The 13,357-nt window shown below is 69.1% G+C and carries 11 protein-coding genes; 7 read left to right on the top strand and 4 right to left on the bottom strand.

Going from position 1 to position 13,357, the window contains the following annotated elements:
* Positions 1 to 104 precede the first annotated feature (104 nt).
* The 5 genes from rbfA to CH341_RS13000 all read left to right on the top strand — a co-directional run bounded on the left by rbfA (position 105) and on the right by CH341_RS13000 (position 6,275).
* Entirely contained in the window at positions 105 to 530 is a 426-nt protein-coding gene (rbfA, locus tag CH341_RS13020) for a 30S ribosome-binding factor RbfA (RefSeq protein WP_111419457.1), read from the top strand.
* Positions 523 to 1,662, top strand: coding sequence for a tRNA pseudouridine(55) synthase TruB (gene truB, locus CH341_RS13015; RefSeq protein ID WP_111419456.1), 1,140 nt, complete (start codon positions 523 to 525; stop codon positions 1,660 to 1,662). Before rbfA ends, truB begins: the two co-directional genes overlap by 8 nt.
* A gap of 3 nt (positions 1,663 to 1,665) precedes the next feature.
* A complete protein-coding gene (gene rpsO, locus CH341_RS13010; RefSeq protein ID WP_111419455.1) occupies positions 1,666 to 1,935 on the top strand; it encodes a 30S ribosomal protein S15 in 270 nt (89 codons plus the stop codon).
* A gap of 393 nt (positions 1,936 to 2,328) precedes the next feature.
* Entirely contained in the window at positions 2,329 to 4,482 is a 2,154-nt protein-coding gene (gene pnp / locus CH341_RS13005) for a polyribonucleotide nucleotidyltransferase (protein WP_111419454.1), read from the top strand.
* A gap of 167 nt (positions 4,483 to 4,649) precedes the next feature.
* Complete coding sequence (locus CH341_RS13000) at positions 4,650 to 6,275, top strand: 4-hydroxyphenylacetate 3-hydroxylase family protein (RefSeq protein WP_245431028.1); 1,626 nt, start codon at positions 4,650 to 4,652, stop codon at positions 6,273 to 6,275.
* Positions 6,276 to 6,306: 31 nt separating this feature from the next.
* On the opposite strand, the gene CH341_RS12995 is transcribed toward CH341_RS13000, so the two are convergent.
* Genes CH341_RS12995 through CH341_RS12985 form a run of 3 tightly spaced genes read right to left on the bottom strand, consistent with a single transcriptional unit; the run spans position 6,307 to position 9,339 of the window.
* Entirely contained in the window at positions 6,307 to 7,410 is a 1,104-nt protein-coding gene (locus CH341_RS12995) for a mandelate racemase/muconate lactonizing enzyme family protein (RefSeq protein WP_111419452.1), read from the bottom strand.
* Positions 7,407 to 8,324, bottom strand: a complete 918-nt coding sequence (locus CH341_RS12990; protein ID WP_111419451.1) for a LysR family transcriptional regulator — start codon at positions 8,322 to 8,324, stop codon at positions 7,407 to 7,409. Before CH341_RS12990 ends, CH341_RS12995 begins: the two co-directional genes overlap by 4 nt.
* A gap of 46 nt (positions 8,325 to 8,370) precedes the next feature.
* Positions 8,371 to 9,339 carry a Bug family tripartite tricarboxylate transporter substrate binding protein gene (locus tag CH341_RS12985; protein ID WP_111419450.1) on the bottom strand — a complete coding sequence of 323 codons (969 nt, stop codon included), beginning with the start codon at positions 9,337 to 9,339 and terminating at the stop codon, positions 8,371 to 8,373.
* 370 nt (positions 9,340 to 9,709) lie between these two features.
* Between CH341_RS12985 and catC the strand changes: the two genes are divergently transcribed.
* The gene (gene catC, locus CH341_RS12980; RefSeq protein ID WP_111419449.1) at positions 9,710 to 9,994 is read left to right on the top strand and encodes a muconolactone Delta-isomerase; all 285 of its coding nucleotides are present in this window, start codon (positions 9,710 to 9,712) and stop codon (positions 9,992 to 9,994) included.
* A gap of 7 nt (positions 9,995 to 10,001) precedes the next feature.
* Here catC and CH341_RS12975 read toward each other — a convergent pair whose 3' ends face one another.
* Positions 10,002 to 10,967 (bottom strand): hydrogen peroxide-inducible genes activator, encoded by a 966-nt coding sequence (locus CH341_RS12975; RefSeq protein WP_111419448.1) that lies wholly within the window; start codon positions 10,965 to 10,967, stop codon positions 10,002 to 10,004.
* 135 nt (positions 10,968 to 11,102) lie between these two features.
* Between CH341_RS12975 and katG the strand changes: the two genes are divergently transcribed.
* Complete coding sequence (gene katG / locus CH341_RS12970; RefSeq protein WP_111419447.1) at positions 11,103 to 13,313, top strand: catalase/peroxidase HPI; 2,211 nt, start codon at positions 11,103 to 11,105, stop codon at positions 13,311 to 13,313.
* The last annotated feature ends 44 nt before the right edge of the window (positions 13,314 to 13,357 follow it).

Here is a 13,357-nt window from a genome sequence, read left to right as displayed (position 1 = left end):
CGCCTCGGCGGGGCACCCGGTCGTACCGCTGCAGGCGGATTTTTTCCGAGTCTTCGGACCGACGCGGACGCCATTGCGGGCGCCGCCCACGAACAGAGGTCGACATGTCGCGCGGACATCACCGCGACTCCGGCGCCGCCGGACCGTCCCAGCGCGCCCTGCGGGCCGGGGAGCTGGTCCGCCACGCGGTGGCCGAGGTGTTTTCACGAGGCGACGTGCACGATCCGGTGCTCGAGACCCATCTGATCACGGTCCCCGAGGTGCGCATGAGCCCCGATCTCCGGCTCGCGACCATCTACGTCATGCCGCTCGGCGGCCAGGACGAGAAGGCCGTGCTGGAGGCGCTGGAGCGCAACAAGCGCTTCCTGCGCGGCGAGATCGCCCACCGGGTGAGCCTGAAATACGCGCCCGACATCCGCTTCCGCATCGACGAGCGCTTCGCCGAGGCCGCCCGCATCGACGGCCTGCTGCGCTCGCCCGCCGTGAAGCGGGATCTGGACGACAAGAACAACGAGAATGTCGATGAATAGCTCTCCGCACGCCACTCCTTCGGCGGTCACCGCCCCGGTCGACGAGGCCGAGCCGACCACGGCCGGCGCCGATCCGGCCCTGGTGGCCGACGCCTCGGCCGAGGCACCGTCAGCGCCCGAGGCCGCGGTCCGCGGCCCGTCCGAGCGCGGTCCGCGGCGTCACCGCGGCGAGCAGAGAAAGCGGGACAAGCGCGACGTCCACGGCTGGCTGGTGCTCGACAAGCCGGTCGGCATGACCTCGACCCATGCGGTCTCGATCGCCAAGCGCCTGTTCTCGGCCAAGCGCGCCGGCCATGCCGGCACGCTCGACCCGCTCGCCTCCGGCTGCCTGCCGATCGCGCTGGGCGAGGCGACCAAGACCGTCATGTTCGTGATGGACGGCCGCAAGCGCTACGAGTTCACGGTGCGCTGGGGCGAGGAGCGCGACACCGACGACGCCGAAGGCCGGGTCGTCGCCGAGAGCGCCGAGCGCCCCGCCCCGGAGGCGATCCAGGCTCTGCTGCCGCAATTCACCGGCACGATCGAGCAGGTGCCGCCCAAATACTCGGCGATCAAGATCGAGGGCGAGCGCGCCTACGACATCGCCCGCGACGGCGAGACCGTCGACCTCAAGGCGCGGCCCGTGGAGATCCACCGGCTCGACCTGATCGCCACCCCGGACAGCGATCACGCCGTGTTCGCGGCCGAATGCGGCAAGGGCACCTATGTCCGGGCGATCGCCCGCGACATGGGCCGCCTGCTCGGCTGCCGCGGCCACGTCTCGGAATTGCGACGCACCGCCGTCGGCCCGTTCGCCCGTGAGGACATGATTCCTCTGGCGGACTTGCAGGCGGTGTGCGATAGAGCGGCGGTTGGCGAGGGCAACCTCGCCGATGCACTTCTGCCTGTCTCGACCGCGCTGGACGACATCCCGGCGCTGGCCGTCAGTCGGGCGGATGCGGCAAGGCTCCAACGGGGCCAAGCCGTCCTGGTGCGCGGGCGGGACGCCCCCATCGTCCGCGGTACGGTTTATGTCACCGTGGCCGGTCAATTGCTGGCCCTTGCCGACATGGACCGTGGCGAGATCGTCCCCAAGCGCGTGTTCAACCTCGCCGGCCTGCATGGCAGAGCCGGCCGACAGCAAGGTGTTTGACCGATGTCGATCACGACGGGCCGCAAGGCCGAGCTGATCAATTCGTTTGGTACGAAGGCCGGCGACACGGGTTCGCCGGAGGTGCAGATCGCGATCCTCTCCGAGCGCATCACGAACCTGACCGAGCACTTCAAGTCCCACGTGAAGGACAACCACTCCCGGCGCGGCCTCCTCAAGCTGGTGTCGCAGCGGCGTCAGCTGCTCGACTACCTGAAGCGAACCGAGGAAAGCCGCTACAAGAGCATCATCGAGAAGCTCGGCATCCGTCGCTGAGCGACCCGGGCGGACGCGGCCCCGCACGGCGGGACCACATCCGCCAGCGGGCTCCGGCCCGCACGACGACGAGGCGCGGCGCCCGCCGCCGCGCCGGGACGACCGGCCCCGAGACGGGCCGCGGACGAGAGGCGACCGAAAGGTCCGGAGCGCAGCGAATTCGGTCGGAGTGGCGCTCCGGCGGCGGGACCAGACGGGTCCGACGCGCCGCGCCGTATGCGGTGGCACACGCCGCCGACCGAGCCGGGCCGGACGGCCCGGCGAACGCTGGAGATCGCCATGGCAGGATCGCCGGACGCTGTCGCGGGTCGCGTGTGAAACGCGCGCGGCAGCGTCTCGCCGTCTTGCTCATGGCTGTCCGAGGCATCCCCGAAACCATGAGAGAAGACCAACATGTTCGAAAAGCATAGCGTGGAGATCGACTGGGCCGGCCGCAAGCTCGTGCTGGAAACCGGCCGCATCGCCCGTCAGGCGGACGGCGCGGTTCTCGCCACCTACGGCGAGACCACGGTCCTGGCCACCGTGGTGGCCGAGAAGACCCCCCGCCCCGGCATCGACTTCATGCCGCTGACCGTCAACTACCAGGAGAAGACCTACGCGGCGGGCCGCATCCCCGGCGGCTTCTTCAAGCGCGAAGGCCGGCCGAGCGAGAAGGAGACGCTGACCTCCCGCCTGATCGACCGACCGATTCGCCCGCTGTTCGCCGACGGCTGGCGCAACGACACCCAGGTGATCGTGACGACCATGTCGCACGACCTGGAGAACGATCCCGACATCGTCGCCATGGTGGCGGCCTCGGCCGCGCTGACCATCTCGGGCATTCCCTTCATGGGCCCGGTCGGCGCCGCCCGCGTCAGCTTCATCAACGGCGAGTTCGTCCTCAACCCGCAGCTCGACGAGATGACCGAGAGCCAGCTCGACCTCGTCGTGGCCGGCACCCAGGACGCCGTGCTGATGGTCGAATCCGAGGCGAAGGAGCTCCCCGAGGAGGTGATGCTCGGCGCCGTGATGTTCGGCCACCGCCACTTCCAGCCGGTCATCGAGGCGATCATCCAGCTCGCCGAGAAGTGCGCCAAGGAGCCGCGCGACCTGGTCACCCAGGACAATTCCGAGATCGAGAAGGAGATGCTCTCCGTCGTCGAGCAGGATCTCCGGGCCGCCTACGCGATCCCGCACAAGCAGGAGCGCTACAAGGCCGTCGACGCCGCCAAGGCGAAGATGAAGGCTCACTTCTTCCCCGAGGGCCAGACGCCGCGCTGGGACGAGCTTCGCGTCAAGGGCGTGTTCAAGGAGCTCGAGGCCAAGATCGTCCGCTGGAACATCCTCGACACCGGCCGCCGCATCGACGGCCGTGACGTGAAGACGGTGCGTCCGATCGAGGCCGAGGTCGGGGTGCTGCCCCGCACCCACGGCTCGGCGCTGTTCACCCGCGGCGAGACCCAGGCGATCGTGGTGGCGACGCTCGGCACCGGCGAGGACGAGCAGTTCATCGATGCGCTCGAAGGGACCTACAAAGAGACCTTCATGCTGCATTACAACTTCCCGCCCTTCTCGGTCGGCGAGACGGGCCGCATCGGCTCGCCGGGCCGCCGCGAGATCGGCCACGGCAAGCTCGCCTGGCGCGCCATCCGGCCGATGCTGCCGCTCAAGCACGAGTTCCCCTACACGATCCGGGTCGTCTCGGAGATCACCGAGTCGAACGGCTCGTCGTCGATGGCGACCGTGTGCGGCACCTCGCTCGCGCTGATGGACGCCGGCGTGCCGCTGCGCTCGCCGACCGCCGGCATCGCCATGGGCCTGATCCTCGAGGGCGAGCGCTTCGCGGTGCTCACCGACATCCTCGGCGACGAGGACCATCTCGGCGACATGGACTTCAAGGTGGCCGGCACCGAGAAGGGCGTCACCTCGCTGCAGATGGACATCAAGATCGCCGGCATCACCGAGGAGATCATGCGGGTCGCCCTCAGCCAGGCGAAGGACGGCCGTCTGCACATCCTCGGCGAGATGTCGAAGGCGCTGACCTCGGCCCGCGCCCAGCTCGGCGAGCACGCCCCGCGCATCGAGATGTTCTCGATTCCCGTGGACAAGATCCGCGAGGTGATCGGCTCGGGCGGCAAGGTGATCCGCGAGATCGTCGAGAAGACCGGCGCCAAGATCGACATCCAGGACGACGGCACCGTCAAGGTCGCCTCGGCCAACGGCGAGTCGATCCGCGCGGCCATCAACTGGATCAAATCGATCGCCTCGGAGCCCGAGGTCGGCCAGATCTACGAGGGCACGGTCGTCAAGGTGATGGACTTCGGCGCCTTCGTGAACTTCTTCGGCTCCAAGGACGGCCTGGTCCACATCAGCCAGCTCGCCTCGCGCCGGGTCCAGAAGGTCAACGAGGTCGTCAAGGAAGGCGACAAGGTGAAGGTGAAGCTGCTCGGCTTCGACGAGCGCGGCAAGGTCCGCCTGTCGATGCGGGTGGTCGACCAGGAGACCGGCGAGGACCTCGAGGCCAAGCAGAAGGCCGAGGGCGGCGAAGGCCGCGAGGCCGGCGAGTAATCTCGCACCTCCGCTTGGACGTTTGCATGCAGGGCGGCCCTCGGGCCGCCCTGTTTGCGTTTCGGGGACCTTCTGCGCGGCGACGAAGACCCGCGGGCCGTCCCCCCGGCGCCGTCATGCCCCGGCCTTGTGCCGGGCATCCACGTCTTCGATACTGGGACAAAGACGTGGATGACCATGACGAGCCCGGCCATGACGGCGGTCTGATCACGTCCAACAACAACGATCGTGGAGGAACGCCCATGCTGATGACGGCCGCGGAGTACCGCGACTCGCTTCGCGCCTACAAGCCGCGCGTGTTCGTCGACGGCACGGCGGTCGAGAGCGTCGCCGACGAGCCGCGGCTGGCGCCGGGCCTCAATGCGATCGGCATCACCTACGACTACGCGCACGTACCCGCGCACGAGCGGCTGATGACGGCCCGGCAGGGCACGTCCGGCAAGACCGTGAACCGCATGCTGCACATCGACGAGACCTCCGCCGACCTGCTCGCCAAGCTCGAGGCCGTTCGGCTGGTCTGCCGCGCCTCCGGCTGCGCCCAGCGCTATCTCGCTCACGACGCGCTGAGCGCGATCTTCCAGGCGACGCGGCGCACCGACGACGCCCACGGCACCGACTACGCCCAGCGTTTCCTCGCCTATCTGCACGACGTCCAGGACCGCGACCTCACTCTCGGCATCGCCATGACGGACGCCAAGGGCGACCGCTCGGCGCGGCCGGGCCGGCAGGTCAATCCCGACGTCTATGTCCACGTCAGCGAGCGCCGGCCCGACGGCATCGTCATCCGCGGCACCAAGGCGATCGTCACCGGCGCGCCCTACATGCACGAGTTTTTGGTGATGCCGTGCCGCACCCACACGGCCGAGGATGCGGCCTTCGCGGTGTGCTGCGCCGTGCCGGTCGACGCACCGGGCGTCACCATCGTGGCCCGCCCCGCCGGCCGTCCCGGCGAGAAGGCCGCGACCTTCACGGGCACCTACGGACAGTCCACCGGGGTGGTGATCTTCGACGACGTGTTCGTGCCGCACGACCGCGTGTTCCTGGCCGGCGAGACGGAAGAAGGCGGCTTTCTCACCACGTCCTATGCGACGCACCACCGGCATTCCTGCATCGGCGCGCGGGCGGGCTTCGGCGATCTGCTGATCGGCGCCGGCGCGCTGATGATCGAGGCGAACGGCCTCGACCCCGACCGCCACGGCCACATCCGCGACGCCATGGTCGAGCTGATCACCATCACCGAGAGCTTTTACGCCTGTGGCGTCGCCGCCTCGGTCCACTGCGTGCAGGACCATGCCAGCGTGATGCCGGACGCGGTCTACTCCAACATCGGCAAGCTGCTGCTCGCGACCAAGATCTACGACATGCACCGGATCGCCCATCAGGTTTCGGGCGGCCTGATCGTCGCGCTGCCTGGCCCCGACGAGGACCACAATCCGGAGACGGCGGCCTCGCTCGCCGCCGTGCTGGGCGGCCGCCCCGACATCCCGGCGGCGCAGCGGCTCGCCGTGTCGCGCCTGATCGAGGACCTCACCGTCTCGCACCAGGCCGGCTGGACCTCGGTGATCTCGCTGCACGGCGGCGGCTCGCCGGAGGCGATGAAGCGGGAAATCTGGCGCAACTATCCGGTGGGAGAGAAGGCCGCGCTGGTCGCCGCGCTGATCGATCGCGGCGTCGCCGACGAAGGCCGGCGCGTCTCCAAGCAGCCCGGCCGCTGCTGCGACACCGGCTGCGCCCCACCCGAGACGGTCGCGCCGGACCAGGACCACGAGACACCGGCGGCCGCCGCAGAGTGAGCGCCGAACCCCGCTACGTCCCGCGACGCCCTCATGTGTCGCAACGGTATCGGGACAGCTTGTCCTCGTCGATGACCACGCCGGTGCCGGGCAGGTCGCGCACCGTCAGCTCGCCCCGCTCGATGCGCAGCGGCTCGGCCAGGAGATCGTCGCTCATGTCCAGAAAGTTCGACAGCTCGCCGGCCCGCTCGGCCGTGCCCTTGTAGGCGGCCCCGAACACCAGCGACGCCATCGTCCCGACCTGTCCGTCGATCTGGTTGCCGATGTAGTTCTCGATGCCGAGCGACTCGCACAGGAAGTGGACGCGCTGCGAATAGGTGAAGCCGGTCCGCGCCGTCTTGATCGAGATCGCGGTCGCGCCGCCGTCGAGCAGCTCGCGCACCACCTCGGCCGGACGCGACACGGACTCGTCCGCGTAGAACGGGATTCTGGCTCGACCGACCAGCCAGCGGCGTCCGAGCACGTCGTCGGCCGGGTTGAGCTCCTCGGCCATCAGCAGGTCGAGATCCTCCATGGCCTTCAGGGCGCGGGCCGCCTCGGCCGCCGTCCAGCCGCGGTTTCCGTCGATGTAGAGATCGACCGTGTCGCCGAGATGCGCCCGCAATGCGCGGCAGACATCGACGTCGAGCGTGTAGGGACGCCGGCCGACCTTGATCTTGAAGGTCGTGATTCCGTACGTCTCCTTGAACCGCTGCGCGATCTCCACCGTCCTGGCCGGATCGTCGAAGCCCACCATGTGGCTGACCCGCATGCGATCCGTGTAGCCGCCCAGCAGCGTCGTCACGGGCCGTCCGAGCACCTTGCCGACGATGTCCCAGACCGCGATGTCGACCGCGCCCTTGGCGCAGGGGTTGCCCACCGTGCGGTTCAGCCGGGCGTGGATCTTCTCGCGATCGAACACGTCGAGACCGACGATCTGGGGGGCGAAGATCGTCTCGATCACGGCTTTGATGCCGGCCTGCGTCTCGCCGTAGGTGTAGGGTCGCGGCGGCGCCTCGGCGTGACCGACGATCCCGTCCTCGCCGTGGATGCGGACCAGCACGTGCTCGGCCACATGCGCCTCCCCCGAGGCGAACTTGAGGGGGTGCGTGTACGGGATCGCGAACGGAATCGCTTCGATCTTGGTGATCTTCATGTGTCGCTCTCGGAGTATCGCGTCGCGCCGAGGAACAGGTCGTCCTGCTCCAGCGCGGTGAGCACCTGACGGACGAGAGCCGAACCGCTCTGCGGCAGCCATGCGAGCGCGATGTCGATGTTCTCGGTCACGCCGAGGTCGACGAACCGAACTCCGGAGCGCGTCAGGCTCTGGGCCGACCGCGGCACCAGCGCCACGCCGAGCCCCGCCGCGACCAGCCCGAGCAGCGTGCCCGTGTCGCCGACCTCGACCAGGCTGTTGGGGATGAAGCCGGCGCGCGCGCACTGCGTCAGCACCGCGTCGCGCACGACCGAGCCGGACGACTCCGGAAATGTCACGAACGCCTCGTCGCACAGATCCTCGACCCGGACCTGATCACGAGCCGCGAGCGGATGATCGGACGCGAGCACCAGGACCAGCGGGTCGCGCCCGACGATCCGATACGCCAGGCCGGCGAGCCGCACCGGCAGCCGCAGCAGCGCGACGTCGATCTCGCGCTCGCGCAGCGCCCGCTCCTGGGCCGAGGTGAACATGCCGGCCGTGATCTTCAGCTTCACGCCCGGCATCGTCCGCTCCACGGTCCGGACGATGCGCGGTAGCAGCGTGTGGCTCACTGAGCCGACCGCGCCGAGGCGCAGGATGCCGTCCTTCCCGGCGCCGAACTGCCGGACCTGCTCCTCGACCCGGGTGACCAGCGCCAGCAGCGACCGGCCCTCGGCCAGGAGCTCCTCGCCGGCCCGCGTGACCGACACGGAGCGGGTGGTGCGGAACAGAAGCTCCGCCTTCAGCGCATCCTCCAGGCGTCGCACGCGCTGCGACACCTGCGCGAGTGAGATGCCGAGACGCTCGGCGGCGCGGCCGAAATGCCGCTCCTCCGCCACCGCCACGAACGTCCGCAGGTCGCCGAGATCCATGGTGCTCACCCGATCGTGCCGTCCTGCCTCGCGAGAGTCGAGCCGCTCACTGGCTGGCGCGAATTCCGGCGGATTCGACGACCTGATCCCATTTCTTCACCTCGCGCGCCGTGTGCGCGCCGAGCTCCTCGGCGCTTGAGGCGACAATGCGGCCGCTCACCTCGTCGAAGCGCTTCTTGAGATCCGGATCGGCGAGCACCTTGCGCAGATCCGCGGAGAGCTTGGCGGCAATGGCGGGGGGCGTCTTGGCGGTCACGTACAGGGCCCACCAGTTGCTCATCTCGTAGCCCGGAAGGCCGCTCTCGGCGACGGTCGGCACGTCGGGGAGCTGGTCGATGCGGGCCTTGGTGGTCACCGCGATGGCGCGGACCTTGCCGCCCTGCACCTGCGGCAGAGCCGTCGAGGCGTTGTCGAACATCACGTCGATGCGTCCGGTGATCAGATCCGTCAGCGCCGGGCTGCTGCCACGATACGGCACGTGCGTGATGTCGACGCCGGCCTGCTGCTTGAACAGCTCGGCCGCCAGATGCAGCGACGAGCCCACCCCCGCCGACGCGTAGCTCGACGGCGTCTTCTTCACATGAGCGATCAGATCCTGAACGGTCTTGATGTCGGAGCCCGCCGGCACGATCACCACATTGGGCGTCTCGAGGGCGAGGGTGAGCGGTGCCAGATCCTTCGTCGGATCGAACGGCAGCGACTTGAAGAGCGACACGTTCGCGGCGACCGCCACGGACGCGAGCACCAGCGTGAGCCCGTCGGGCTGCGCCCTGACCGCCGCCGTGACGCCGAGATTCGACCCGGCGCCCGGCATGTTCTCGACGATGATCGTCTTGCCGTACAACGCCCCGAGCTTCTCGGCGATGCTGCGACCGATGATGTCGGCCGCGCCGCCCGCCGCGAACGGCACGATCAGCCGCATCTGACCGGACGGAAACTCCTGGGCCCGCGCGGCGGGAGACGCGACGACGATCGCGGCGGCGACGATCAGGGACAGGCGCTTGAGCAGAGTCATGAGGCACCCTCAGGCGTTGACGATCGAGGACAGGCGAACGACGGCACGTGGCGTTTCCAAAATCACCAGACCCGCGCCGGGGCGGCGATCCGACCGCGGAGCATGAAATCGATCGACCCGCTCCGGTCGGTGCCGTCCGAGGTCTCTATTTGACACGGGACCGCGCTGTCAACGCATCTTCCGCGAGACTACTTCGATCCTCCGATTGTTTCGAAGTAATCACGACTGTCTCGGATCCCTGAAGAATGTGTTCGTCACGAACGGACCGCTTCGAAGGAGCCGGTCATTGAAACAGTCCTGCGAAATTGCTAGCAGGCTCGACGTGACACGCACGCCTGAGACCGTCACCACCTCGCATGGGAGAAGGCCGATGCTCTACCTGGTCCGCATGGACGTGACGCCGCCGCGCGACATGCCGGAGGAGGAGTTCTCCCGCATCAAGGCGCGCGAAAAAGAATACGCGCTGGGTCTGCAGCGTGACGGCCGCTGGCGCCACATCTGGCGCGTCGTCGGCCAATACAGCAACTACTCGATCTTCGACGTGTCGGGGAACGACGAGCTGCACCAGATCCTGCAGGACCTGCCGCTCTACCCCTACATGACGATCGCGGTGACGCCGCTCGCCGCGCACCCGTCCGCCCTCCCCGGCCAGTGACCGGCGGTTACGCGATCCGGCCGGCCCGCACGGCACTTCTCCGGACGGCGGCCTCGCACGCCGCAGCCTCGGCCGACATCCCGAGCGCCTCGACGATTCGGCGGGCGAGCACGGAATAATCCGCCTTGCGGGGCGAGGTGCGGCGGAACGCCAGCGCGATGGTGCGGCCCGGCTCCGGGTCCGCGAAGCGCAGCAGCTTGATGCGCGGATTCTCGGATTCGACCGCGGCCGCGACCTGCGGCAGCAAGGTGGATCCGTAGCCCGAGGAGACGAGCTGAACCACGGTGGCGAGGCTGGTCGCGCCGAGGCCGCCGGCGTCCTGCCCGGTCCCGCTCCGCGCGGTGGAGCAGACCGCGAGCGCCTGGTCGCGCAGGCAATGCCCCTCCTCCAGCAGGATCAGTCGCTCCTGGGCGATGGCCCGCGCCGCGATCCGGGTCTTCACGGGACGCGGATCGTCCGCCGGCACGGCGAGCACGAACGGGTCCTCGAACAGCGGCAGCGTCTCGATCTCGGGCTGCTCGACCGGCAGCGCCAGCATCACCACGTCGACGAGGCCGCGAGCGAGCTCGTCGACGAGATGGCGCGTCTGGGTCTCGCGCAGCTCGACGGCCAGCGCCGGATGATGCTGCTGCAGGGCCGGCAGGATTTTCGGCAGCACATAGGGCGCGAGCGTCGGGATCACCCCGAGCCGCAGCCGCCCGGAGAGCGGCCCCGCCTGGTGGCAGGCGAAGTCCTCCAGATCCCGCACGGCGGCCAGCAGATCCTCGGCGCGGCGGGCGACCTCGTCCCCCACCGGCGTCAGCGTGACGTCACCGGGGCGACGCTCCACCAGCTCGACCCCGAGCCGCGCCTCCAGCTCGCGGATCTGCATCGAGAGGGCCGGCTGGCTGACGGCGCACTCCGCCGCGGCGCGGCCGAAATGCCGATGCCGCGCGACGGCCCCGAAATATCGAAGCTGCTTCAGCGTGATCATGGCGATAAGTTATCCTGATCGACATGGTAAAGCAATACGATTAGACCTGATCGAAAGAAGGGCCCATGGTCCCCTGGCTCGACGTCGCCTGCCGAACGCGACGCGAGCGACAGCCCACCCCCCGGGAGCAGACAGATGGACGCGAAGACAGACGACAAGGGCGAGGGCAAGTGCCCGTTTTCCGGAGGCAGCCGCGGGCACCGGAACCGTGACTGGTGGCCGGAGCAGCTCGACGTCAGTGTGCTGCACAACAACTCCAAGAAGTCCGACCCTATGGGCGAGTCGTTCGACTACGCCGCGGAGTTCGCCACGCTCGACCTCGCAGCCGTGAAGAAGGACCTCCACGCGCTGATGACGGACTCGCAGGAGTGGTGGCCGGCCGACTGGGGCCACTACGGCGGCCTGATGATCCGCATGGCCTGGCACAGCGCCGGCACCTACCGCATCATGGATGGCCGCGGCGGCGCCGGGGCCGGGCAGCAGCGCTTCGCGCCGCTCAACTCCTGGCCCGACAATGCGAGCCTCGACAAGGCCCGCCGGCTGCTGTGGCCGATCAAGCAGAAATACGGCCGCAAGATCTCGTGGGCCGACCTGATGGTGCTGGCCGGCAACGTCGCGCTCGAGTCGATGGGCTTCAAGACCTTCGGCTTCGCCGGCGGCCGCAAGGACGTGTGGGAGCCCGAGGAGCTCTATTGGGGTCCGGAGGGGTCCTGGCTCGGCGACTCGCGCTACTCCGGTGAGCGTCAGCTCGAGGAGCCGCTCGCCGCGGTGCAGATGGGCCTCATCTACGTCAATCCGGAAGGCCCGAACGGCAAGCCCGATCCGCTGGCGGCGGCGAAGGACATTCGCGAGACCTTCGCCCGCATGGCGATGAACGACGAGGAGACGGTCGCGCTGATCGCCGGCGGCCACACGCTCGGCAAGACCCACGGCGCCGGCGACCCCTCGCTGCTCGGACCCGATCCGGAAGGTGCCGCCATCGAGGACCAGGGCCTCGGCTGGAAGAGCAAGTTCGGCACCGGCGTCGGCGCCGACGCCATCACGGGCGGCCCGGAGGTGATCTGGTCGCAGACGCCGACGCAGTGGAGCAATCACTTCTTCGACAACCTGTTCAACCACGACTGGGAGCTGGAGAAGAGCCCGGCCGGGGCCTTCCAGTGGCGGGCCAAGAACGCGACGCCGGACGTGCCGGACCCGTTCGACCCGTCGAAGAAGCGCGTGCCGACCATGCTGACGACGGACCTGTCGCTGCGCTTCGACCCGATCTACGAGCCGATCTCGCGGCGTTTCCACCAGAACCCGGAGCAGTTCGCCGACGCCTTCGCCCGGGCCTGGTTCAAGCTCACCCATCGCGACATGGGCCCGCGCGTGCGCTATCTCGGCCCCGAGGTCCCGAGCGAGGTGCTGATCTGGCAGGACCCGATCCCGCCGGTCGACCACGAGCTCGTCGGCCACCAGGACATCGCCGACCTGAAGGCGAAGATCCTCGCCTCCGGCCTCTCGGTGTCGCAGCTCGTCTCGGCCGCCTGGGCCTCGGCCTCGACGTTCCGCAGCTCCGACAAGCGGGGCGGCGCCAACGGCGCGCGCATCCGCTTCGCCCCCCAGAAGGACTGGGAGGTCAACAACCCGGCCGATCTCGCCAAGGTGCTGTCGACGCTCGAAGGGATCCGGGCGGCGTTCGACGGCGGCCGGACCGACGGCAAGAAGGTCTCGCTCGCCGACCTGATCGTGCTGGCCGGCTCGGCCGCGGTCGAGAAGGCCGCCAAGGATGCGGGCGTCACCGTGACGGTGCCGTTCACGCCGGGCCGCATGGACGCCGCCGAGGACCAGACCGACATCGAGTCGTTCAAGGTGCTGGAGCCGCGCGCCGACGGCTTCCGCAACTTCATCGGCAAGCGCAAGCAGTTCATGGCGCCCGAGGAGGCCCTGGTCGATCGCGCGCATCTGCTGAACCTCACGGGCCCGGAGATGACCGTGCTGCTCGGCGGGCTGCGGGTGCTCGGCACCAATGCCAACCACACGACCCATGGCGTGCTCACCGACCGTCCGGAGAAGCTCACCACCGACTTCTTCACCAACCTGCTCGACATGCGCACCGTATGGTCGCCATCGGCGACCGAGGGCGTCTACGACGGCCGCGACCGCAAGACCGGCGAGCTGCGGTGGACGGGCACGCGCGTCGACCTGATCTTCGGGGCGCACTCGCAGCTCCGCGCCTTCGCCGAGGTCTATGCCTGCGCCGACGCGCAGGAGAAGTTCGTGAAGGACTTCGTCGCCGCCTGGACCAAGGTGATGAACGCCGACCGTTTCGACATCGTCGGCGCCGGCACCCACAAGGCGGCGTGACCGCCACCCGACACGACCGCGCCGGCGCTCCCAAGGATACGCCG

It is taken from the genome of Rhodoplanes roseus (genome assembly GCF_003258865.1).
GTDB classification, from domain to species: Bacteria; Pseudomonadota; Alphaproteobacteria; order Rhizobiales; family Xanthobacteraceae; genus Rhodoplanes; species Rhodoplanes roseus.
The sequence above is the reverse complement of the archived record's forward strand: the minus strand, read 5'-3'. Positions and strand labels throughout refer to the sequence as shown.